The 22,597-nt window shown below is 66.4% G+C and carries 20 protein-coding genes; 18 read left to right on the top strand and 2 right to left on the bottom strand.

Annotated elements, in window-relative coordinates; translation table 11 throughout:
• The first annotated feature begins 189 nt into the window (after window positions 1–189).
• The 8 genes from SX243_16150 (at window position 190) to SX243_16115 (ending at window position 9,393) form a co-directional block, all read left to right on the top strand.
• Window positions 190–1,032: a DUF547 domain-containing protein gene (locus SX243_16150; GenBank protein MDY7094504.1), complete on the top strand. Its 843-nt coding sequence runs from the start codon at window positions 190–192 to the stop codon at window positions 1,030–1,032.
• Between the two features lie 111 nt (window positions 1,033–1,143).
• On the top strand, window positions 1,144–2,058 hold the full coding sequence (locus tag SX243_16145; protein ID MDY7094503.1) for a prolipoprotein diacylglyceryl transferase: 915 nt from the start codon (window positions 1,144–1,146) through the stop codon (window positions 2,056–2,058).
• Window positions 2,055–2,915 carry a bifunctional hydroxymethylpyrimidine kinase/phosphomethylpyrimidine kinase gene (gene thiD, locus SX243_16140; protein MDY7094502.1) on the top strand — a complete coding sequence of 287 codons (861 nt, stop codon included), beginning with the start codon at window positions 2,055–2,057 and terminating at the stop codon, window positions 2,913–2,915. The genes SX243_16145 and thiD overlap by 4 nt, the downstream gene beginning before the upstream one ends.
• 170 nt (window positions 2,916–3,085) lie before the next feature.
• A complete protein-coding gene (locus SX243_16135; protein MDY7094501.1) occupies window positions 3,086–4,813 on the top strand; it encodes a VWA domain-containing protein in 1,728 nt (575 codons plus the stop codon).
• An 88-nt stretch (window positions 4,814–4,901) separates the two neighbouring features.
• Entirely contained in the window at window positions 4,902–6,794 is a 1,893-nt protein-coding gene (locus SX243_16130; protein ID MDY7094500.1) for a VWA domain-containing protein, read from the top strand.
• Between the two features lie 136 nt (window positions 6,795–6,930).
• Window positions 6,931–8,721 carry a VWA domain-containing protein gene (locus SX243_16125; protein ID MDY7094499.1) on the top strand — a complete coding sequence of 597 codons (1,791 nt, stop codon included), beginning with the start codon at window positions 6,931–6,933 and terminating at the stop codon, window positions 8,719–8,721.
• Window positions 8,722–8,725: 4 nt separating this feature from the next.
• On the top strand, window positions 8,726–9,208 hold the full coding sequence (locus tag SX243_16120; GenBank protein MDY7094498.1) for a phage holin family protein: 483 nt from the start codon (window positions 8,726–8,728) through the stop codon (window positions 9,206–9,208).
• A complete protein-coding gene (locus tag SX243_16115; GenBank protein MDY7094497.1) occupies window positions 9,205–9,393 on the top strand; it encodes a hypothetical protein in 189 nt (62 codons plus the stop codon). The genes SX243_16120 and SX243_16115 overlap by 4 nt, the downstream gene beginning before the upstream one ends.
• A 121-nt stretch (window positions 9,394–9,514) precedes the next feature.
• On the opposite strand, the gene SX243_16110 is transcribed toward SX243_16115, so the two are convergent.
• Both SX243_16110 and SX243_16105 read right to left on the bottom strand, forming a co-directional pair.
• On the bottom strand, window positions 9,515–9,697 hold the full coding sequence (locus SX243_16110; GenBank protein ID MDY7094496.1) for a DUF4177 domain-containing protein: 183 nt from the start codon (window positions 9,695–9,697) through the stop codon (window positions 9,515–9,517).
• 64 nt (window positions 9,698–9,761) lie between these two features.
• A complete protein-coding gene (locus tag SX243_16105) occupies window positions 9,762–10,646 on the bottom strand; it encodes an SAM-dependent chlorinase/fluorinase (protein ID MDY7094495.1) in 885 nt (294 codons plus the stop codon).
• A gap of 146 nt (window positions 10,647–10,792) precedes the next feature.
• Here SX243_16105 and SX243_16100 point away from each other — a divergent pair, with 146 nt between their 5' ends.
• The 10 genes from SX243_16100 to mgtE form a co-directional block, all read left to right on the top strand.
• The gene (locus SX243_16100; GenBank protein MDY7094494.1) at window positions 10,793–11,512 is read left to right on the top strand and encodes a TIGR04282 family arsenosugar biosynthesis glycosyltransferase; all 720 of its coding nucleotides are present in this window, start codon (window positions 10,793–10,795) and stop codon (window positions 11,510–11,512) included.
• A complete protein-coding gene (locus tag SX243_16095; GenBank protein MDY7094493.1) occupies window positions 11,509–13,056 on the top strand; it encodes an NAD(P)H-hydrate dehydratase in 1,548 nt (515 codons plus the stop codon). Before SX243_16100 ends, SX243_16095 begins: the two co-directional genes overlap by 4 nt.
• Window positions 13,057–13,090: 34 nt before the next feature.
• Entirely contained in the window at window positions 13,091–13,534 is a 444-nt protein-coding gene (gene tsaE / locus SX243_16090) for a tRNA (adenosine(37)-N6)-threonylcarbamoyltransferase complex ATPase subunit type 1 TsaE (GenBank protein MDY7094492.1), read from the top strand.
• Between the two features lie 165 nt (window positions 13,535–13,699).
• Complete coding sequence (locus tag SX243_16085; GenBank protein ID MDY7094491.1) at window positions 13,700–14,590, top strand: 3-hydroxybutyryl-CoA dehydrogenase; 891 nt, start codon at window positions 13,700–13,702, stop codon at window positions 14,588–14,590.
• 285 nt (window positions 14,591–14,875) lie between these two features.
• Entirely contained in the window at window positions 14,876–16,054 is a 1,179-nt protein-coding gene (locus SX243_16080; protein MDY7094490.1) for a PhoH family protein, read from the top strand.
• 24 nt (window positions 16,055–16,078) lie between these two features.
• Entirely contained in the window at window positions 16,079–18,463 is a 2,385-nt protein-coding gene (locus tag SX243_16075; protein MDY7094489.1) for an HDIG domain-containing protein, read from the top strand.
• 46 nt (window positions 18,464–18,509) lie between these two features.
• A complete protein-coding gene (gene ybeY, locus SX243_16070) occupies window positions 18,510–19,013 on the top strand; it encodes an rRNA maturation RNase YbeY (protein MDY7094488.1) in 504 nt (167 codons plus the stop codon).
• 19 nt (window positions 19,014–19,032) lie between these two features.
• Window positions 19,033–20,286, top strand: a complete 1,254-nt coding sequence (locus SX243_16065; GenBank protein MDY7094487.1) for a hemolysin family protein — start codon at window positions 19,033–19,035, stop codon at window positions 20,284–20,286.
• Complete coding sequence (gene era, locus SX243_16060) at window positions 20,276–21,256, top strand: GTPase Era (protein MDY7094486.1); 981 nt, start codon at window positions 20,276–20,278, stop codon at window positions 21,254–21,256. The genes SX243_16065 and era overlap by 11 nt, the downstream gene beginning before the upstream one ends.
• A 106-nt stretch (window positions 21,257–21,362) precedes the next feature.
• Window positions 21,363–22,597, top strand: a 1,235-nt coding sequence (gene mgtE, locus SX243_16055; GenBank protein MDY7094485.1) for a magnesium transporter, incomplete at its 3' end; no start/stop codon positions are given.

Raw genomic sequence — 22,597 nt, 5'->3', positions numbered from 1 at the left:
CCTCGGATCCCGCTCCCTCGCCATACCGCCGGTGGTTTGAGGGCGTAGGGGATCCTCTCATCGACAGTGGAATCGAGTCTTCTACTACTCGGGTAGGGCCTCGTCCAGGGTGGCTTGCGTAGGGTAGGGAAGAGACCGCCGGGGCGTGTAGACTCGGCTGGCGCGACGAGATGGACTCTGGAGATCCCTATGACCTCATGGCTCACAACCCGCTCCCCCCACTTCCTACTCATGATCCTCCTGCTGCTCTTGCCCGGCCTCGGGGCCTGTGGTGACTCGGCGCCGGTTTCGGAGGTGCAGACGCAGAGGGCGGAGAGTGGTGGGGAAGGGACTGACGGCCTGGATTCCGGGGAAGAGGCCCTGCCGGATGTCGAGGCCTGGGGACGCGTCCTCGATGAGTTCGAGGTCGACGGTGGACTCGACTACGCGGGGCTCAAAGAAGCGCCGGAGGATCTGATTCGTTACCTCGACGGGCTGGCCTCGGCGCGGCCGGAGGACTCGACCCGGGAGCGCCAGATCGCCTTCTGGATCAACGCCTACAACGCCTTCACCGCCTGGGAAGTGATGCGCCGGTACCCGGAGATCGAGAGCGTCATCCAGGAGGATGGCTTCTTCGACGAGGACGATCGCACCGTGGCCGGGGAAGATCTGACCCTCAACCAGATCGAACAAAAAGGCCTGGCCTTGGGGGATTCGCGGATGCACTTCGCGGTGGTCTGTGCCTCCACCGGTTGCCCCAAGCTGCGGGGGGAACCCTACCGGGCCGAGACCCTGGAAGAACAACTGGCGCAGCAGACGGAAAGCTACCTGGGGGACACCGAGCACGGTCTGCGCTACGATGCCGGTGCGGGTGTCCTCTACCTCTCGTCCATCTTCGACTGGTACGCTGAGGACTTCGGCGGTGATGCCGTGGCCTGGATTCTGCCGCGGCTGCCCGAGGAGCTGGCGAATCGGCTGCGGGCCGACGAACCGGAGATCCGCTATCTCGACTACGACTGGAGCCTCAACTACCGACCGCGTCCAGCCAGCTGAATTTCGAAAGCTGCTGCCTGGGTCCGCGGATACTGGAGTCAGGACTTGGCAGTACCGCTGAGCGCCCTGCCCGGCCGCCGAGACGGCGGCGTCAACCCATAGGCGATCTCGATGATTCCCGAGCTATTTCATATCGGCCAATTCTCCGTCAGCCCCTTCGGTCTGATGCTCGTGCTGGCCTTCGTCGGCAGCTACCTGCAGCTGCGATGGGGGCTCAAGAAACTGGGCATCGGCGATGATGACGATGCGTCTTCCATGGTGCTGGCGGCGGGGGTGGGCGGCATCCTCGGTGCCAAGGTTTACTACGTTCTGTTGTACCAAGACTGGCGCCTGCTCTTCAGCCGCTCCGGCCTCGTCTGGTACGGCGGCTTCCTGCTCGCCGCGGCGCTGGTGGTGTGGGTGGTCCATCACCGCAAGATGCCCCGCTGGCGCACCATCGATGCCGCGGCGCCGGCCCTGGCCTTGGGCTACGGCATCGGCCGCGTCGGCTGCTTCCTGGTCGGGGACGACTATGGCGTGCCCACGGACTTGCCTTGGGGCGTGGTCTTCAAGCATGGCGTGCCCAAGACCACCGCTGAGAACCTCAGCTACTTCTACGATTGGGATTTCCCCGCCGGCGTCGCCGACTCCGACTGGATCGCCGTGCATCCGACCCAGGTCTACGAAACCCTCATCGCTCTGGGCATCTGGTGGGTGGGGCTGACGCTGCTGCGCCGAGTGCGCTCGGGTACCGGGCGCGTGGGCACCACCTCCGTGGTGGTCTTCTCGCTGCTGGCCATGGAGCGCTTCTTCATCGAATTCCTGCGCGCCAAGGACGATCGCCTGCTCGGCGAATTCACCGTCGCCCAGGCCATCAGCGTGGCCATTTTGGTGGCGATGCTGGTGCTCTGGCGGCTGCGTCCGGCAGGGGAGCCCCGTGGGGGAGAAACCCGCGGAGGACCTTCCGGCGGGACGAGGGGCGGCCCTGGCGGTGGCAACCGAGGCAGCAAGGGCGGTGGGGAGGCCGTCGCCGAGGGGGGCGCATGAGCCTCGAGCCATCCAGAGCCGGAAACCCGACACCACCCCGGCTGCTCACCATCGCCGGCTCCGACTCCGGCGGTGGCGCCGGCATCCAGGCGGACCTCAAGACCTTCGCCGCCTTCGGGGGCTACGGCATGAGCGCCATCACCGCCCTCACCGCTCAGAACACTCGCCAGGTCACCGCCGTTCACGAGGCCCCACCGGAAATGGTAGCGGCCCAGATCGCCGCGGTTTTCGAGGATATCGGCGTCGATGCGGTGAAGATCGGCATGCTGGCCAGCGCTCCCATCATCGAAGCGGTGGCGGAGGCCCTCGAAACCTATCGAGACGGGGACACCCCGCCGGTGGTGCTGGATCCGGTCATGGTGGCCAAGAGTGGTGACGCGCTCCTGCGGGACGACGCCATCGATGCCTTGCGCCGCCGGTTGCTGCCCCTGGCGACCCTGGTCACCCCCAATCTGCCGGAGGCGGAGCGCTTGACGGGACTGCCGGTGAGCACGGACGAGGAAGCTCTGGCGGCGGCCAAAGAGCTGGCGAAGGGTGGGCTGGCCGAGGCGGGGACGGCGGTCCTGCTCAAAGGCGGGCATCGGCGGGGCGACGAGATCGTCGATCTGCTGGTGGACCCAAGAGCGCAACGGCCAGAGGATCGGGAGCGGCGGTTCCGTCATCCACGGGTCGCCACCTCTTCGACCCACGGCACCGGCTGTACCCTCAGCTCTGCCATCGCCGCCGGCCTGGGGTCTGGCGCGACTCTTGCTTCCTCTATCGACGAGGCGATCCAATACCTCCACGGTGCCCTGGTCGCTGCCTTTCCCTTGGGGCACGGGCACGGGCCGGTTCATCACCTGTATCGCCTCCAGTAGGTTGTGGAGCGGCGTATTCCTTGGAGACGGTCTTCCCTCGGAGACTGTCTTTGCTTGGAGACTGTCTTTCCTTTGAGACGGGCCGTCCTCGACCAAGGACAGCTGGTTCTGACGGCCGGTGGACGACGCGTTCGCCGCCCGAGACTTTGCAGTTAGGAGACATCAAGACTATGTATAGGACCTTTACAGCGGCTCTCATCCTGATTCTCACTCTCACCCTCGTTCCTGCGGCCATGGCTCAGGAGGAACAGCCTGGAGTGTTCGGCGAGATCATCGACGTGCGGGTTGTCAACGTCGAGGTCGTGGTCACCGATCGTGACGGGCTGCGAGTGCCGGATCTCAAGGCCGAAGACTTTCAGCTCATCGTCGATGGACAGGAGACCCCCGTCCAATACTTCAGCGAGGTTCGCGGTGGTCAAGCGGTTGCCACGCCGGGCCAGGCACCGGCGGCGCCGGCGGTGGCCCAGGCTGGGGAAGGCCAGGCCGTCGGCACCAGCTATCTGGTCTTCATCGATGACTTCTTTCCCCTCAAGCGAGATCGGGATCGGGTTCTGCGGGCGCTGGCGGACGAGCTGGGGGCTCTGGGGCCGGCGGACCGGATGGCGGTGGTGGCCTACGACGGCAAGGAATTGGACATGCTCACCAGCTGGTCGAGCTCCATCGCCGAGCTCGAGCGCGCCTTTCAACAGGCCCGCCGCCGGGACGCCCACGGTATCCAGCGGATCATCGAGTTGCGCAATCTCGACGCCGATGCCCGGGAGTTTGCTGGCCGGCCCTACGAGCAGCGGGACTTCGATTCCGGCGTCACCTTCCTGACGCCCCCGGAGCGGGACTACAGCAACCGGTTGGAGAATCAGCTGGAGAACGCCGTGCTGGCGGCCACCGCTACTCTGCGCAGCTTCGCGGCGCCGCCGGGTCGCAAGGTGATGATTCTCCTCGCCGGCGGCTGGCCCCTGGAGCCGGAACTCTATGCTGTCAACAGTCGGGAAGCGCCGCTCCAGGACGTCTCCGACCCACTAGGTGGCCGGCGACTCTACGCGGACCTATCGGATACCGCCAACCTCCTGGGCTACACCCTCTATCCGGTGGATATCCCGGGGGTTCAAGTAGACTCGTTGGATGCCGAAGATTCGGTGCCGCCGGATCTGGAAGCCAATCTGGAAGCGCAGCGCGCCGTGCCCACCCAGGATCTCGACCCAACCCAGTCGACGCTGCTCACCGGTACCCTCACCAACCGTGGCCTACGGGAGTTCGGGGTCCATGGCTCGTTGCGCTTCCTCGCTACGGAGACCGGTGGCAAGCCCCTGCTCAACTCGCTGCGGGAAGCGCCCTTCGCCGAAGTGGTGGCAGATACCCGTTCCTACTATTGGCTCGGTTTCTCGCCCCAGCGCCAGGAGGACGACGAGCGCCACGACATCAAGGTCAAGGTGCTACGGCCGGGCCTCCAGGTGCGGGCTCGGGACAGCTTCCTCGATTTCTCCCGTACCCGGGAAGTTTCCATGATGGTGGAGAGCACCCTGCTCTTCGGCAACTCGCCGTCCAACGAGTCGCTGGAGGTGGATCTGGGGCAACGCCAGGGCGGCTTCGGCCGCACCATGGAGGTTCCTCTGTCCATCACCATCCCCATGGACTCCATCACCATGATTCCGGTGGGGGAGCAATACGGTGCTCAGCTGGAGCTGCGGGTGGCGGCGCTGGACAAGAGTGGCCAGCGCTCCGAGGTGCCGGTGGTGCCGGTAGTGCTTCGCGGTGACCAGCCGCCGCCGGAGGGTAGCCATGCGGTCTACGAGACCAGCGTGCGTCTGCGCAAGGGCACCACCCAGATGGTGGTCTCTCTCTACGATCCCGCCAGCGGCGGCATCCTGGCTACCACCGTCGATCTGGACCGCCGACGCTGAGGGCGTCCCGGGGGTGCAGACTCCTTCATTCCCTCGAACTTCGTTCCGCAAGTCCCATCCTTTGAATTCTTCGCCAAGGAGGTCCCTGATGCAGCCCACGTCGATTCTTCTCACCGCTCGCCGGCGCTTCGTTCTCGCTCTTTGTCTCTCGGTGGGTTGGCTATCGGGGCTGGTCGTCGCACCGGCGGTGCAGGCCCAGGCCGACTCCGAGGCTGCGCCGGCCTCCAGCTTTGGTGCTGCGGTGGACGTCAACGTGGTGAATCTGGACATCTTCGTCACGGATCGCAAGGGGAACTTCGTCGAGGGCTTGAGCCCCGATGACTTCACCATTCAGGTGGATGGGGATCGGGTGTCCAAGATCGATTTCTTCGAGCAGGTGACGGCCGGGGCCGTGCCGGCGGAGAAGCCGCAGGCGGCCGCTCCGGCGGAGGAGGCGGCGGACACAGCTGCCGAGGAAGCGACACCGCCGCTACGGCTGGCGGTGCTGGTGGACAACCGCAATCTGTCGCCGGCCAACCGCAACCGGGTGCTGGGAGAGCTGGAGACGTTTCTTGAGGAGACCCTGGATCGCGGCGCGGAAGTGTTGATCATGACTCACGACGGCTCCCTCAACGTGCGTCAGACCTTCACCTCCGACCGTGCTGAGCTGGCAGCGGCCTTGGAGCAAACCTCGAAGCTGCCGGCGGCGCGTTTCGCCCGCGAGGCGGAGCGGCGTACCGCCTTGAGCGGCATGCAGAATGTCATCCGCATGCTCTCCGAGCAGAGTACCGCCGGTCCGCTCTTCGCCGCCGCCGAGCTCGACAGCGTGCTGCGGCAGATCGTCTTCTTCGCCCAGTCGTCCCATAGTGACGTGGTGGACACCGTCAGCATGCTGCGGGCGGTGGTGCTGTCCTTGGGGGCCCTGCCCGGACGCAAGGCGTTGGTCTACGTCAGCGACGGCTTGCCCCTACGGCCCGGCGACTCGCTGGTCACGGCCCTCCAGCAGACTCTCCAGGATGGCCGTAGCGTAGAGGGAGTGGGCTTTGGGGATCAGTCCCGGAGTGGCTCCGGGGACGGCGACGGCTTTGGCAGCGGCGGTGGTGGTGGCTCTTCGCCGCCGCCCCTGTCGTCTCAGGTGGCCTCCCTGCGCAGCGAGCTCGTTCCCTACGACACCAGCCCTCTGTTCACCGAGCTCACCGCCCTGGCCAATGCCCGGCGGGTGACCTTCTACCCGGTCAACGGAGCCGGCGGCGACATCGCCCTGCTGGGCGCCGACAGTCCCAGCGACATCGGAGCGGTGGCTAGCCCCGCCGGTTACCTCACTGCCGACCTGGCGGATCTGCGAGACTCGCTGCGGCTGATGGCGGACGAGACCGGCGGCGTCGCCCTCGCCGGCGGCACCGACGTCGATGGCTGGCTGGAGAATGTGCAGCAAGATCTGCGCAACTACTATTCCCTGGGCCTGACCATGCCGGCTCTGGACAAGCCTCAGCTGCATCGCATCAAGGTCAAGGTGAAGGGGCGGGGAAACAAGGCTCGGTTCCGCCAGAGCTTCGTCACCCGGAGCGGAGACTCGCTGCAACAGGACCGCACCGCCGCGGCCTTGCTCCTGGGAGCGGTGCACGATCCCCTGGGCCTGCAGGTGCAGGTGGAAGGCCAGCAGGGCCGCGATGACGGTGCCGTGGATGTGGCGCTGATGGTGGCCATTCCGCTGGACAAGCTGGGCTTCGTCACCGAGGGGGAAGAGGCCCGAGTGGAGCTCAAGCTGTACTTCGCCAGCCTCAGCGACACCGGCCGGGTGAGCCCGGTAGGGACCCTGCCGTTGGCCATCCGGGTACCGGCGGAGCGCCTGGAAGAGGCGCGATCCCAGAGTTACGGTGCCCAGTTGCCGGTAGCCTTGCCGCCGGGAGAGCAGAAGATCGTTCTCGGCCTATGGGACGCCACCGCCGGGATCAATGCCCAGGTCACCAAGACCATCGAGGTGGCGGCACCGGAAGGCTGAGCCCCGGTGCGGCGGCGGAGAGTGGGCACCGCGCACAGACCGAGGCCCGATCCCGTATACTTCGGTTTCTTGTGGTTCGCCGGCCGCGGACCGGATTCGTCACCACCTAGCTCATGATCTCTGAAGGGACCGCTCGATGCGCTCACTGATTCTCAGCTTTTTCCTACTCTCGACCCTCTTCCTGGCTCCTCTGTCTGTCCAGGCCCAGGAACCGGAAGCTCCACCGCCGGCGGACGCCGCGGAGGGGGCAGAGGCGGTCGCTGAAGAAGCCGGGACCCAGGAAGCCCAAGGGGAAGATACCGAGGCGGACGACAGCGAGGCGGAGGACGCCGAGCCGGCGGATCTCTTCGGCGACAGCATCCAGGTGAACGTGGTCAATGTCGACGTCTACGTCACCGACAAAAAGGGCAACCCGATCCTGGGGCTGACCGAGGACGACTTCGAGATCTTCGAGGACGGCCGGCCCATGGAGATCTCCAACTTCTATCCGGTGGAGAACGGGCGGCCGGTGGGGGAGGACGGTGTCGTGGTCCAGGAGGAAGTGGTGCCGGGCCTGCCTCAGCATCTTCAGCCGGTGGAAGTGCCGGAGGACCAGCGCCTTCACCTGGTGGTGTTCATCGACCACTTCAACATCCGGCCCTTCAACCGCAATCGGGTGATGCGCGAGCTGCGCCAATTCCTCACCACCAAGCTACGGCCGGAGGATCGGGTGATGTTGGTGAGCTACACCCGTAGCCTCAAGATCGAGCATCCCTTCACCAGCGATCCGCGGGTGATCAGCGGTTTGATGACCACCCTGGAGAAGAAGACCGGCAGCGCCACCCTGGCGGATTCCGAGCGCAAGCAGGTGCTCGAGGACATCGACGACTCGGATAGCGAGTGGAACGCTCTGGCCCGGGCTCGGCTCTACGCCGAGTCCCTCACCAACGACATGACCTTCACCATCAATGCGCTGAAGGACTTCGTCGACTCCCTCGCCGGCCTGCCCGGTCGTAAGGCCATCCTGCACGTCAGCGACGGTCTGCCCATGGTGCCCGGCGAGGACGTCTTCCACTACATCGACAACAAATTCAAGCGCACCGTGGCTCTCACCGAGGCCTTTACCTATGATCTTTCCCGGCGCTTCGATCAGCTTGCCGCCCAGGCCAACGCCAACCGCGTCACGTTCTACATGATCGACGCCGGCGGCCTGCGCACCTACAGCCACATCGACGCCTCGAACCGGGGCGGGCCGGGCCGCGGTCCGTTCATCGACACCATCAACATCTCCAATCTGCAGAACTCTCTGCACTACCTCTCCAACGTCACCGGCGGCACCGCCATCGTCAACCGCAATCGGGTGTTGCCGGCGCTGGAGGAGGTGTCCAACGATCTGCGTAACTACTATTCGCTGGGTTACACACCGCCCCACGCCGGCGATGGGCGGCTGTACAAACTCAAGGTGAAGGTGGATATCAAGGGGGCCCAGGTCCGGCATCGGGAGAGCTACCGCGACAAGAGCGTCGAGACGACCATGGCGGAGACCACCATGGCTTCGCTGCACTTCGACTACCACGACAATCCGCTGGATGTGAAGCTCGACTTCGGCGATCCGGTGAAGCGTCCCCGGGACAATCTCTACACCGTGCCGGTGCGGGTTCGCATCCCCCTCTCCAAGGTCACCCTGGTGCCGCGGGAGAGCACCCACGAGGGCCGGCTGCGGGTATGGCTGTCCGCCCTCGACGACAAGGGCCGCACGGCGCCGGTCCAGGAAGCGCCGGTGCCCATTTCGATTCCCAACGACGAGATCGATCGAGCCCGGGAGCAGTATTACGTCTACACCATCGAGCTTCTGATGCGCAGCGGCGGTCAGGATGTGGCGGTGGGGCTGCGGGACGATCTGGGGGCGGATACCTCCTTCGTCAGTCGCCGAATCAATGTAGGCTAGGGTTATGGGACGTATCAAACAGCGAGTCCAGTCTTTGGGCCAGTCGGTGGTGGAGGTCGTGCGGGCGGAGGTGCATTCTCTGCTCGACGACTTCCAGCACACCGGCCGTGGACTGACCATGGTGCTGGCGTTGGCTACGGCGGCACTGATCCTGATCTTCTGGGCTGCCGGCGTCGGCACCGCGGCGCTGGTAGCGTTGATCGCCGTGCGGCTGCCGGTGTGGGCGGCGGCGGGCATCGTCTTCCTGGTTCTGATGCTGTCGGCGGGAATTCTGCTCGGCTGGGGCTGGATGAAGATGAAGAAGTTGGAGACCCCCACCCAGACGGTGCGGCGCCACGTGGACGACCATCTGGGCTGGTGGCGTGGGCAGCTGGTGGAGGAAGAAGGAACGAGGAGCCGCCGGCGGCGGTCCGCCATGGGCGGCGGTTCGACCGCAGCCGGTTCCACGGCCACCGATTCGAAGGATTCTCGGGAGGAAGAGCTGTGAGCACGGAACCCACGAACCCGCTGATCGAAGAAAGCCGTCGTCAGTTGCAGGAAGATCTGGCGGCGCTGCAGCGCAATCTGGAGAGCACCTTCGGATGGGCGCCCAAGAGCAAGGGGCCAGTGCTGCTGCTCCTCGGAGCCGCCGCCGGCTTTGCCCTCGCCCAGGCGGTGAAGAAGCTGCGCTGAGCGCCACCTTCGGAGCGCACACCCTCTTCAGAACCAAAACAGGGGACCCGCTGGGGATCCCCTGATATCGGTCGTTGCCGAGCTCCGGACGAGCCCTGCGGTGCGAAAACCAGCAGGGCTGCTAGGTCGGGCGCTTGAAGACCATGGCGATGTTGTCGGTGGCTCCGGTCTTGAAATTCACCGAAGTCAGCCCCACCAGCTCCCACCCTTCCTGACCGAGCTCCGTGAGAATCGGTGCCGCGTTGGGGTCGAGGCGATAGTTCTCACTGCGAATATTGATGATCTTGTACTCCCACTTGGTCATCCTATGCTCCCATCCATGAAGGGCCCGAGGCCTTCTGCAGTTGACTGATCCAGTTGATTGCCATTTATCTTAACGCAATGCGCACTGGCGCACCGCGGTGAATCTTCCAGCTCTGAGCAAGGCTTTCGCCGCGCAAAGAGACCTCCAAAGTCCCCAATGAACCCGGCAGAAGTCCGGCCTCGCCGGTCCCCAGCTGGTCGTAGCGGGAGACCCAGGCGGGAATCGGGTGACCGTCCACCTTGGCCTCCGCAGGGGGCTCTCCCAGCCATGCGCTGGGCAGGTCGGTGACCAGGTTGCCGAAGCGGTCGATGTGAATCACCCGGCCTTCCAGGCATTGCGAAGTTCTCTTGGGGGCTTCGCCAGGGAGCAGTACGGGATCGCTGATGGGCGAGCCCAGCTCCTGCAGCGTTTCCCCCCGCAGCACCGCCGCAGCCACCGGCGCGAATCGGTCACGCCCATGGAACGTCGAACCCGGAGACGACAAATAGAGATCGCTTCGTTCTACCGCGAAGACCTGCCGGTTGTCCAGCGCTCCGGAATCCGCCAGTTCTGGCGCAGATTCTTCATCACAGCTCTTCGAGCCGGCGATAGGCTTGCTCAGAGGCCGGGTGAGGGGCTGCGTCAGAGCAAAATGCAGGAGGCCATTGTCAGGGCCGACGAAGACCGCGCCTTGGTTCTCCACCACCAGGATGCGGCGGTCGCTGCCGACGCCGGGATCCACCACCGCCAGGTGTACGGTGCCGGCGGGAAAGCTCGCCGCCGCAGCAGCGAGCACGAAGGCCCCTTCAGCGATTTCACCGAAGCCGATTTCGTGGCTGATATCCACCATCTGGAGTGGCCCGTCAGCGGCCCGCCGCTCCGGCGGCGCCAGCCGGAGCACCACGCCTTTCATGGCGGCGACGTAGTAGTCGCGGGTGCCGAAGTCGGTGAGCAGAGTGAGGACGCTCATGGAAGTCGGTACAATCTCTCCATGGATCAGAGGCTAGCGCTCCTGGTCTCGGCGAAGCGAGCTGGCAGAGCCGAAGGCCGTTGGGGCGAGAGCCGCCAAAAGGTACGAGCGAAGCGGTGAACGAAGACGACAAAAGAAGCTGTGTGTTGGTTTATACCAAGCCTGCGCGACCAGGGCGAGTCAAAACCCGGTTGGTGGGTTCGGAGCCGGGAGAGCTGACGGCGGAGCAAGCGGCTCAGCTGCACCAGGCGTTCCTGGAAGATTTGGTGCAGAGGCTGGAGCCGGGAAGCTTCGCCTTGACCCTCGCCTGGGCCCTGGACGAGGACGACGACATCCCTCGCTGGCCGCCGGCGGAAGCAGCGGACGAAGGCGGAAGCGCCGTCTCCGGGGTGCGCCAAGAGGGGGAGAATCTGGGGCGACGCCTGTTCAACGGGCTCTTCCAGGCGGCTCGGGAGCATCGCTTCGTCGCCGCCGTCGGTAGCGACCATCCGGAGCTCGAGCTGGCCACCGTCGAACGGGCCTTCGCGGTGCTGGCGGCGGGGGCGCCGGTGGTTCTGGGGCCGGCGGAGGACGGTGGCTACTATCTGGTGGCGGTGGCCCGGGAGCACCTGGCGGCGAAGCTCTTCGAGGACATCCCCTGGAGCACCGGCGAGGTGCTTTCCCGCACCCTCGAGCGCTGCCACGAGCTGGGGCTGAACCCGGAGCTGCTGCCCCCCGGTGCCGACGTGGACGATGCTGCGGATCTGGCACGGCTGGAGCGTCGGCTGGCGGCGGGGGAGGCTCCGGACTGCCCGAGGACCCGGCGGCTCTTGGAATCCTGGGGCCGGTGGTCGCCGGCGCCGGGAGCAGTGGAGGTGACGAGATGATGAGAGTGCTCACAGCAGAGGAGATGCGGGAAGCGGACCGGGTCGCCATCGAGGAGATCGGTGTTCCCGGGCTGGTGCTGATGGAGAACGCCGCCCTGGGGGTGGTGGAAGTCATCGGCGAGCGCTTCCCCGAGGCGACGTCCGTGGCGGTTTTTTATGGGCCTGGCAACAACGGTGGAGACGGTCTGGCGGTGGCCCGGCACCTGGTGGTGCGGGGCTACGGAGTGAGCCTTTTCGCCCTCGGTGGCGAGCTCTCCGGCGACGCCGGGGTGCAGGAGACGATCTGCCGGCGCCTGGGTTTGAGCGCGGAGACGGTGGCGTCGGAGGATGACGTCCCGGCGGCGGTGGCCGAGGCCGCCGGCTGCGATTTGATCCTCGACGCTCTCTTCGGCACCGGCCTCAGCCGGCCGCTGAAGGGCCGCTTTGCTCGCCTGGTGGAGGAGCTCAACCGCCTGGCCGTGCCGCGGCTGGCGGTGGATCTCCCCAGCGGACTCTACGGCGGCGAGGCGGGGATTCCCGGCCCTCACCTCGAAGCCGGGATCACCGTCACCTTCGCTGCGCCCAAGGTGGCCCAGGTCCTGGAGCCGGCGGCCTCGGCGGTGGGGGAGCTGGTGGTCACCGATCTGGGCGTGCCGGGGTGGCTGACCCAGCCCCAGGACGGCCCCGGTCTCTATCTGCTGTTGGAGGAGGATCTGGCGGCGTATCTGCAGCCCCGGGCCAAGGCTAGTCACAAGGGCAGCTACGGCCACCTGCTGCTGGTGGCCGGTGGTCCCGGGAAGGCCGGTGCCGCCATCCTCGCCGCCCGCTCCGCCGTGCGTGCCGGCGCCGGCCTGGTCACCGCTGCCGTGCCCTGCGGCCAGCTGGCTGTGGTGGACGGCGGGTCGCTGGAGTCCATGACGCTGGCTTGCGCCGAAACCGAGGATGGTCAGCTGGCGCCGGCGGCGGTGGACGAGCTGTTGGCGGTGCTCCGGGACCGGGATGCCCTGGCCCTGGGCCCGGGCCTGGGGGTCGGTGAGGAGACCGAGGCGGCGATCCGCCGCCTGGTGCTCGAGGCCACGGTGCCCCTGGTGCTCGACGCCGACGGTCTCAACGCCTTCGCCGGTCACGCCGCTGCCCTCGCCCGGCGCTCGGCCCCGACGGTGCTCACCCCCCATCCGGGAGAGCTGGGCCGGCTATTGCAATGCTCGGCGGCGGAGGTCCAGGAGGATCGCCCGGCGGCGGCGCGGCGGGCGGCGGAGCTCACCGGCGCGGTGGTTTTGCTCAAGGGCCATCGCACCCTGGTGGCGACCCCCGACGGCGAGCTCTACATCAACACCACCGGCAATCCGGGCATGGCCACCGGCGGCACCGGCGATGTCCTCACGGGCCTGGTGGGAGGTCTGCTGGCGCAGGGCATGGAGGCGCTGGCGGCGGCTCAGCTGGGAGCCTTCTGCCACGGTCTGGCGGGGGATTTGGCGTCGGAGGAGCTAGGGGAGCGGGGGCTGGCAGCGGGTGATCTCCTGGACCGGCTGCCGAAGGTCCTGCAGCGCCTGGCCAGGGCTTGAGGCCGTTTGCCTGAGGGAGCCCGGGAGCAAGATCATGTGGATCAGCGAGAGCGAGGAGCAGACCCGCGCCATCGGTGCCGAGCTCGCCGACGAGCTGCGGCCCGCCGGAGTGCTGCTCCTCTACGGTGATTTGGGCAGTGGCAAGACGGTGCTGGTGAAGGGCCTGGCGGAGGCTTTGGGCATCGATCCCGAGACGATTCGTTCGCCCACCTACACGCTGATCCACGAGCACGACGAAGGGGAGATCCCTCTGGTCCACGTCGACCTCTATCGCCTCGATTCCCAAGAGGTTGCAGGGCTGGGGTTGGAAGAATTCCTGGAACCCACTTCCGCTACGGCCCCGGAGGCGGCCGGCGTGGTGGTGGTGGAGTGGGCGGAGCGGCTGCCCTGGGAGCCGCCGGAGGCCGTGCGCCTGGCCTTCACCCGCCGCGCCGACGGCGGCCGGGAGATTCGCCGCCTGGAAGCTGCCGAGCTGTGACATCCGGGGGCGCGGAGAGAGAAAATCCCTCCCCCCGAGCCGGTCCTTGATAGACTGCCGGTCTTCCGAAGAACAGCGAGCCGCGGCCATCGGTAGGCGCGGTGGCACCGGCCAGGAACTCCAAAGCAGAGGGGCCGGTTGAATCGAGCTTTCGAGGAGAACGATATGAAGATCCGCAAGGTGGGAGTGGTCGGCTGCGGCCTGATGGGAGCCGGCATCGCCGAAGTGGTGGCCCGATCCGGTTACGAGACGGTGGTCCGAGAGGTCAGCGAAGAGCTGCTGGAGAAGGGGATGGCACGGATCCAGCGCTCGTTGGACCGGGCGGTGAGCAAGGGCAAGCTGGAGGATGCAGAGCGGGAGAAGGCTCTGGGCCGTATCACCGACACCGTCTCCCTGGAGCAGCTCGGGGACTGCGATCTGGTCATCGAAGCCATCGTCGAGAGCTTCGAAGAGAAGCGCAAGACCTTCATCGCCCTCGACCGGGCGGTGCAGGGAGACGCTCTCTTCGCCAGCAACACGTCGTCCCTGACCATCACCCAGCTGGCGGTGACCACCAACCGGCCGGAACGCTTCGTCGGGCTGCATTTCTTCAACCCGGTGCCGGTGATGGAGCTGGTCGAGGTGGTGGGCACGCTGCTCACCGATGCTGAGAGCTTGGAGCAGGCGGGAGAGTTCGTCTCATCCTTGGGCAAGACCCCAGTGGCCTGCTCCGATCGCTCGGGCTTCATCGTCAATCGCCTGCTGGTGCCCTATCTGCTGGACGCCGTGCGGGCTTACGAGGAAGGCCTGGGCACCCTGGAGGACATCGACACCGCCATGCGCCTCGGCTGCTCCTATCCCATGGGGCCCTTCAAGCTCCTGGACTTCGTCGGCCTCGACACCACCTACAACATCGCCAACATCATGTTCGAGGAATTCCGGGAGAAGCGCTTCGCGCCGCCGCCGCTGCTCAAGCAGATGGTCACCGCCGGCCGCCTGGGACGCAAGAGCGGCCGGGGCTTCTACGATTACTCGCAGAAAGACAAGGGCGCCAAGAACGGCAAGGGGAAGAAGTAGGCGCGGTTCTCTCCCGGGGGGCGTCCACTTTGTCCGTGTACGAGCCCGAGGGGGACCTGCTAGACTCATGCTTTTCCAGGGCTCGGTGGGGAAGTTGTCTCGCTCCCATCGACCCGCGACACCACCTAAGGAGGAGATGTCTCAGCGAGCACCAGGGTTCCGGAGCCTCTTGCCGACCGCCGATCTCGGCGTTGCGGCCTCGTTTCGTCCCGCCCGGGCTTGTCGCCCTTCTGAAGCTCCGGCGTCGTCTCGGCGCCTCGAACCTCTGGTGAACCCACCCTGCGCATGACCGCTCAAAAAACCGAACAGCCTACTGAAGCACTCTCGCCCAAGGTTTCGGCCTCCGAGGTTACGGCGCCCGAAGTTGCCGCCTCCGAGGTCGCCGCACCGGAGGGCGAGATCTCCACCGCCCGGCTGACCCTGGCGGAGGAGAGCCTGGACGCCCTTTTCGGCACCCACGACGAGAACCTGCGGCGTATTGAAACCGCCTTCGGGGTCGAGATGGGAGCCCGCGGCACCGAGCTCCAGATCACCGGCCTGACGCCGGATGTGAAGCACGTGAGCCGGCTCATGGAGCAGCTCCGGGAGCTGGTGCAGACCGGCTACCGCCTGCGTCCCGGCGACGTCCGCACCGCCATCCGGGTCTCCCGGGAAGACTCCCGGGTCTCCCTGGTGGACTTTTTCCGCCCGGAGGGCCTGGAGGCCGCTGCCCGGCGGCTGATCCAGCCCCGCACCCTGCGCCAGCAGCTCTATTTGCAGGCCATGGCGGAGCACGACCTGGTGATCTCCATCGGTCCCGCCGGCACCGGCAAGACCTATCTGGCGGTGGCCATGGCGGCGGCGGCGCTGATGGACAAGAAGGTGCGCCGCATCGTCCTCGCTCGGCCGGCGGTGGAGGCGGGGGAGAAGCTCGGCTTCCTGCCCGGCGATCTGGTGGAGAAGGTCAATCCCTATTTGCGGCCTCTCCACGACGCTCTCTACGACATCATCGGCTACGAGAAGGTGGGTCGCATGATGGAGAAGGGGATCATCGAGGTGGCGCCCATCGCCTTCATGCGCGGGCGAACCCTCAACGACAGCTTCATCATTTTGGACGAGGCCCAGAACACCACCAGTGAACAGATGAAAATGTTCCTCACCCGCATCGGATTCGGCTCCAAGGCGGTGATCAACGGGGATATTACCCAGGTGGATCTGCCTCAGGGGCGGCGCTCCGGGCTGGATGAGGCCCGCAGGGTGCTGCAGGGAGTCCAGGGCATTGCCTTCCAGCACTTCGATCAGCGGGACGTGGTGCGCCACCCCCTGGTGCAGAAGGTGGTGCAGGCTTACGAGGTCTTCGAGCTGCGCCGGGAGGCGGAGCGGGAGAGCCGGCGGGCAGCGGCGCGGGAAGGGCGCTCCGAGGAACGCGATTCGCCGCGGCCGGAGAAGGGTCGCCAGGACGGCTCGCCGCAGGAGGATTCCTGAGCCCCCGGTGGCGGGGGAACGACCATGACGAACGGAACCGGCAAGACCACCACCCGGAAGAAGGCTCAAAACGGCTTCTGGACGCGCTGGAGCCAGGGCCTGGAGCGGGGCAGAGCGCGGCTGCTGGAAGCCCAGGCTCCCTGGCTGCTGGTCTTTGTTCTGCTGGCCACCTGGGCGCTGGTGCCCCACAGCGGGCTCGGCGTCTTCGACGGCGAGTCCCTGGGGGAAGGAGCTATCGCGCCGCGGGATTTCGTCGCACCGGTGGATCTGCCCCTCGAGGACCTGGCCACCACCGAGGAAAAGCGCCGCAAGGCCCGGGAAGACGTGCTGCCGGTCTACGACTTCGACTCCGGGCTGGCAGCGGAGCTCGATCAGCGCTTCCAGCGGCTCTTCGCCCGCGGCCGCGAACTGCTGGCGGAGACGCCGCCGGAGCGCCAGGGCAGTGATCCCCTGCGAGAACGGGTGGTGGCGGAGCTGGAGGGCTTCGCCGGGCTCAAGGTGGACCCGGCGGCCCTGGCCTTGCTCTACCGCGACAGCTTCTCCATGGACCTGGAGGACCGCATCCGCGGGGTGCTGGCGGAGGTGCTTCGGCTCGGCGTGGTGAGCTCGAAGAACCTCCTCTTGGACAATCGGGTCCGGGGTGTCACCCTTCTGGACCTGCGTACCGGCACCGAGCGCCGCCACCTCGACCTCTACGACCACTTGGGCTATCCTGACGAGGTGCGCGATTTCGTCGCTGCTGAAGTCCGCCGCTGGCCGGCCTTGAACAACCAGCAGCGGCAGGTGGTGGTGGATCTGATCACCGCCAACATCTCCCCAAACCTCAACCCCAACAGCGCCGAGACCTTGGCCCGGCGGGATGCCGCCGCCGCCGCCGCCGAGCCGGTCTTCGTCCAGATCCGCCGTGGTCAGGTGATCGTCCGCAAGGGGGACCAGATCGACGCCGCCGCCGCTCGCACCATCCAGACCCTGACCCGCCAGAATCGCTCCTCCGGCAATCTCCTACCCTTGCTCGGCAGCTTTCTGCTGGCGCTGCTGGCGGCGTCGGTGCTGTGGCTCGGCCTGAGGGACGAGAGCCCGGCGGGGCAGAGTCGGGTGCGGCTGTTCAACGAATGCCTGCTCTTCCTCATCGCCGGCATCCTCGGCGCCAGCTTTGGCTTCCAGCTCGCCCGCAGCCTCAGTGCCACCATCGAGGCGGACCCCCTCAACTCCATGAACAGCTACCTCTTCGCCGTCCCCTTCGCCTCCCTGGCGGTGGTCTCGCGGCTCTTGGGAAGCCGCAATACGGCGCTGTGGGTGACCCTGGTCTTCTCCGTGCTCACCGCCGGCATCGCTCCCGACGGTAGCCGGTGGCTGGGGCTCTTCTGCCTGGCGGGATCGCTGACGGCGATCTTCACCCTCGACCGCTTCCAATTCAAGCAGCGCCTGGTGATGGTGCGCGCCGGCGTCATCATCGGACTCGCCAACGCCGTCTTCATCCTGGTGGCGGCGGCCCTGTCCAATGCCGATGAGCTCTCTCTGTCGCGGCTCGGCTTCGATCTCGCCTGCGGCCTGCTGGGGGGCCTCATCGTCGGCGGCGTGGCGAGCTTCGCCGTGCCCATTCTCGAGTCCTTGCTCTCTCTGACCACCGACATCAAGCTGGTGGAGCTGAGCAACACCAACCTGCCGTTGCTGCGCCGTCTGGCCTTCGAGGCGCCGGGATCCTTCCAGCATTCACTGATGGTGGCCAATCTGGCCAAAGCCGGCTGCGAGGCGATCAACGCCGACGCCGTCCTCGCCTACACCGGAGCCCTCTACCACGACATCGGCAAGGTGGAGCGCTCCGAATACTTCATCGAGAATCAGCGCGGCGGACGCAACCCCCACGACAAGCTCTCGCCCTCCATGAGCACCCTGGTGCTGGTCAACCATGTCAAGTTCGGCCTCGAGCTGGCGCGCTCCTATAATTTGCCGCCGCCGCTGCGGGACGCCATCGCCCAGCATCACGGCACCCGCCGCATCACCTTCTTCTACAACAAGGCGAAGGAGAAGGCGCACTGTGAGGACGAGGTGCGGGAAGCGGACTTCCGCTATCCCGGACCCAAACCCCAGACCAAGGTGATGGGGGTGCTGATGCTCGCCGACGGCGTCGAAGCCGCCAGCCGCACGCTGGTGGAGCCCACGGAGCAGAAGATTCGCGAGCTGATTCGCAAGATCGTCGAGGATTGCCTCAAGGACGGCCAGCTGGACGAGACCGATCTGACCCTGGCGGATATCCGCATGGTCTCCCAGGCCTTCCACCGGGTGCTGTCGAATATCTACCACCGGCGCATCGACTATCCCGGCTTCGACTTCAACCAGAAGGACGGGAAGACCGCCCGGCTGACGGCGGCGGAAGAAGCCCAGGTGCAGGAGGCGAAGGCATCGTGACCGACGCGTTCCCGGCCCCTTCGTCGACCAACCTCGGGCCCGAATCTTGAGCTCCGAACCTCCCTCTATCGGCCCCAGCCCGGACTCCCTGCGCGGCTCCGGCTGCGAGGTGGCGATCCAGAACCCCTGCCGCTATCCCCAGGTGCGGGTGCGCGCTCTGCGTCCCTGGGTGCAGGCGTTGGTGGCGGAGCTGGCCCCGGAGGCCGCTAGCCTCGGCCTGCGCTTCACCAGCGACCGGGAGCTGCGGCGGCTCAATCGGACCTACCGCGGCAAGGACCGGCCCACCGATGTGCTCTCCTTCCCCGGTGACCTGTCGGTCTCCGAAGAGGGGGCCGCCGAAGGTGGGGAGGGGCATCTGGGAGATGTGGCCATCTCCGTGCCCACGGCCCGGCGCCAGGCCGCGGCGGCGGGCCACGCCGCGGGGCGAGAATTGCGTTTGTTGACTTTGCACGGCGTTCTGCACTGTCTCGGCTACGACCACGAAACCGACGACGGCACCATGGAAAGGTTGGAGCGGCGCCTTCGCCGGCGTTGGCTCGAGGAGGAATAAGGCCCTGTCCACATCGATCTTGATCACCGGTGTCGCGACGGCAACCGTCGCGCTCTGTCTTACCGCTGTGCTCTCCGCCATGCTCGAGCGCAGCGGACCCATTCGCCTGCGCCATTGGATCGAGGAAGCCCAGGGCGCGATGCGCAAGCTCTACAAGTCGCCGCGCCAATTCGAGGCTTTCTGCTTCCTGCTCAGCGTGGTGGCCAAGGTCACCCCAGCGGTGCTTTTTCTCTTTCTGGTGCCCTTGGTGGGACCGGTGGAGAGCGTGCGCAGCTGGTTGGTGGGGCTGGGCATCACCCTGGTGGCCGTGGCGGCGGTGGAATACCTCAACCGGCGCCTGGTGAGCCAGGACCCGGAGGGCGTCCTGCGCGGCCTCACTCGGGCCTATTCACTGGCCCGCATGCTGTTCACGCCGCTCCTCGGCTTGACCGCGGCGTTCATGCCCCGGCGGGATCTCCAGCGTCTCGAGGAAGATGACGACGAGGTCTCCGACGAAGAGATCAACGCCTTCATCGACGTCGGCACCCGAGAGGGCATCCTCGATCACCACGAGGGCGAGTTGGTGCGCAGCGTGGTGGATTTCGGCGACACCCTGGTGCGCAGCGTCATGACCCCGCGCATCGACCTGGTGTGTGCTTCGGTGGAGTCTTCCCTCGACGAGGTGGCGGAGATCTTCGCCGAATCCACCCATTCGCGGATCCCTCTCTACCGGCGCTCCATCGACCAGATCGTCGGCGTCCTGCACCTGCGGGATCTGCTGCGGGGTATGCGCGGCGAGCCCCAGCCGCCGCTCCAGAAGCTCGCCAAACCCATCTGGTTGGTGCCCGAGACCAAGCCGTTGGACGAGGTGCTCAAAGAGCTCCAGGAGCGCCGCCAGCAGCTGGCGGTGGTGGTGGACGAGTACGGCGGCACCGCCGGACTGGTGACCATCGAGGATCTGCTGGAAGAGATCGTCGGCGAAATCGTCGACTCCGACGAAGAGCTGCCGCCACAGATCCAGCGCCTACCCGATGGTGGCTGGCTCTTCGATGGTCGCATGCGCATCGAGGAGTTGGAGCGTATCTTCAGCATCACCTTCGACGACGAGCCCTACGACACCGTCGGCGGACTGGTCTTCACCACCTTCGGCTATGTGCCGGAGCCCGGGGAGGTCACGGAAACCCAGGGGCTGCGCCTCACCGTCGAGGCGGTGGACGAGCGCCGGGTGCAGACGGTGCGGGCGGAGAAGGTGGCCATGGACGAGGTCGAGGAGGAGGTCGGCGATGGCGAGTGATGCGCCGGGCCCTGCTTCGACAGACGGAGCCTCGGTGGGCGGAGCCTCGGCGGACGGAGCCTCGGAGTCCCCTCGCAGCGGCACCGTGGCCCTGGTAGGCCGCCCCAACGCCGGCAAATCGACCCTGCTCAACCGGCTGTTGGGGGAGAAGGTGGCCATCGTCTCCGACAAACCCCAGACCACCCGCCATCGCATCGTGGGCATCCACAGCGAGGAGCGGGGGCAAATCGTCTTCTACGACACCCCCGGGGTGCACAAACCCCTCTACCGGATGAATCGGGCGATGGTCTCCCACGCCACCGATTCCCTCAACGGCGCCGACGTGGTCTGCCTGCTGGTGGATGCCTCCCAAAGCTTCGGCTCCGGGGACCAATACCTCCTCGACCTGGTGGAGCGTAGCGAGGGGCCGAAGCTGCTGCTGCTCAACAAGATCGACCAGATCGACAAGCGCCGGCTGCTGCCGCTCCTCGAACGCTATGGCGCCACCGGCCTGTTCGAGGAGCTGATCCCCATCAGCGCCCTCCGCGGCGAGGGAGCGGAGATCGTCCTGGAAGAGCTCTTCCGGCGCCTGCCGGAGGGACCCCCGCTCTACGATTCGGAGTTGCTGACAGTGCATCCGGAGCGCTTCCTGGTGGCGGAGCGCATCCGCGAGAAGGTGCTGGAACAAACTCGAGACGAGATTCCCTTCACGTCCGCCGTGCTCCTGGATCGCTGGGAAGAGGACGACGCCACCGGCCTGGTGCGCATCTTCGCCACGGTGCTGGTGGAGAAGCCCGGGCAGAAGAGCATCGTCATCGGTCGCCAGGGCCGGCGCATCAAGTCCATCGGCATGGCCGCCCGCAAGGATCTGGAGGAGTACCTGGAGCGTCGGGTCTACCTCGATCTACAGGTGCGCCTGGAGCCCGATTGGCGGGAGAACCAGCGCCTGTTGACGGAGCTCGACCGCGACCTCCACGGTCGCCTCGACTGACTCCCGGGGAACCTGCGAAACTCTTTCCTCCCTTCCCTTTACAGCTCATTCTCCAGGGGGAGTCCGTGGTACGCTCCCCTCGATGGAAGCAGAGCTGACACCCCGTATGCGCCGTCTCGAAGTGACGGTTCGCCGCCTCGTACGCCGAGAAGCCCGCCAGGGCCTGATCAAGGTTCTGAGCAAGGTGCGCCCGGAGGACGTGGCCGTGCTCCTGCGCGGCCTCACCCCCGCGGAACAGCTGCAGGTCTTCGGCATCCTGATGAAAGAGTTCCCCGACGCCGTGGTGGACGTGCTGACGGAGGTCAGCCCGAACCAGCGGCTGGAGCTGATGGAGCGGCTCACCCCGGACCAGATCGGCGCCATCGTCGAGCGGGCGCCGGTGGACGACGCCGTCTTCCTCATCGAGAGCCTGCCTTCGGAGCTGCGGGATCGGGTCCTGGACCTGGTGGACGTCAAGGACCTGAAGGAGGTCCGCAGCCAGCTCACCTATGCCGACGACACCGCCGGCCGGATCATGGACACCGGCTACTTCGCGGTCACCGAAGAGACCACGGTGGGGGAGGCCATCGCCGCCCTGCGGGAGCAGCAGGAGGTAGAGATGATCTTCTACCTCTACGTCATCGACGACGTCGGCCACCTGCGGGGCGTCACCTCGCTGCGCCAGCTGCTGTTGCGGCGGCCGGAGCGCACCCTCGGCGACATCATGCAGTCGGACCTGATCAAGGTCTCCACCGACACCGATCAGGAAGTGGTGGCCCAGCTGGCGGCGCGCTACGACCTGCTGGCGATCCCGGTCACCGACGACTCCAACCGGCTGGTGGGCATCGTCACCGTCGACGACATCGTCGACGTGGTGCGCGAGGAGGCCACCGAAGACTTCTACAAGATGGTCGGTACCTCCGACGACGAGCTCCAATACTCCGAGCGCTCGTGGAAGGTGGCGGGGATCCGGCTGCCTTGGCTGCTGGTCAACCTGGTGGGCCTGCTGCTCACCGGCGTGCTGCTCCAGCACTTCCAGTCCATTCACGCCGAGGCCCTCTTCCTCCTCGCCTTCGTGCCGGCGATCATGGGTATGGCGGGCAACAGCGGCACCCAGACCTCCACCATCACCGTCCGCGGCATCGCCACCGGCCGGTTGGCGGCCTCCTCCGGTCGCGTGCGCCACTTCGTCTGGCAGCAGCTCAAGGTCGGTCTCCTGCTGGGGTTGATCACCGGTCTGTGTAAAGAGCACATAGATTCTGTTCATAAAATAGCAGAAGTTATCGAACGTTTTAAGGAAAAAACTGGAAATTACCCATTCATAGAGAATTGGTCAAACGTGGAAGAGGGTTACGTAGCTGT

Source organism: Acidobacteriota bacterium (genome assembly GCA_034211275.1).
Taxonomy (GTDB): Bacteria; Acidobacteriota; Thermoanaerobaculia; order Multivoradales; family JAHZIX01; genus JAGQSE01.
The sequence above is the reverse complement of the archived record's forward strand: the minus strand, read 5'-3'. Positions and strand labels throughout refer to the sequence as shown.

Coding starts and splice junctions, on each gene's coding strand:
- SX243_16135 (MDY7094501.1), top strand. CDS start 3,086: ATGTATAGGACCTTTACAGCGGCTCTCATCCTGATTCTCACTCTCACC.
- SX243_16085 (MDY7094491.1), top strand. CDS start 13,700: ATGAAGATCCGCAAGGTGGGAGTGGTCGGCTGCGGCCTGATGGGAGCC.
- era (MDY7094486.1), top strand. CDS start 20,276: ATGGCGAGTGATGCGCCGGGCCCTGCTTCGACAGACGGAGCCTCGGTG.
- SX243_16110 (MDY7094496.1), bottom strand. CDS start 9,697: ATGACCAAGTGGGAGTACAAGATCATCAATATTCGCAGTGAGAACTAT.
- SX243_16080 (MDY7094490.1), top strand. CDS start 14,876: ATGACCGCTCAAAAAACCGAACAGCCTACTGAAGCACTCTCGCCCAAG.
- SX243_16145 (MDY7094503.1), top strand. CDS start 1,144: ATGATTCCCGAGCTATTTCATATCGGCCAATTCTCCGTCAGCCCCTTC.
- SX243_16125 (MDY7094499.1), top strand. CDS start 6,931: ATGCGCTCACTGATTCTCAGCTTTTTCCTACTCTCGACCCTCTTCCTG.
- thiD (MDY7094502.1), top strand. CDS start 2,055: ATGAGCCTCGAGCCATCCAGAGCCGGAAACCCGACACCACCCCGGCTG.
- SX243_16095 (MDY7094493.1), top strand. CDS start 11,509: ATGATGAGAGTGCTCACAGCAGAGGAGATGCGGGAAGCGGACCGGGTC.
- SX243_16075 (MDY7094489.1), top strand. CDS start 16,079: ATGACGAACGGAACCGGCAAGACCACCACCCGGAAGAAGGCTCAAAAC.
- SX243_16120 (MDY7094498.1), top strand. CDS start 8,726: ATGGGACGTATCAAACAGCGAGTCCAGTCTTTGGGCCAGTCGGTGGTG.
- SX243_16150 (MDY7094504.1), top strand. CDS start 190: ATGACCTCATGGCTCACAACCCGCTCCCCCCACTTCCTACTCATGATC.
- SX243_16105 (MDY7094495.1), bottom strand. CDS start 10,646: ATGAGCGTCCTCACTCTGCTCACCGACTTCGGCACCCGCGACTACTAC.
- SX243_16130 (MDY7094500.1), top strand. CDS start 4,902: ATGCAGCCCACGTCGATTCTTCTCACCGCTCGCCGGCGCTTCGTTCTC.
- tsaE (MDY7094492.1), top strand. CDS start 13,091: ATGTGGATCAGCGAGAGCGAGGAGCAGACCCGCGCCATCGGTGCCGAG.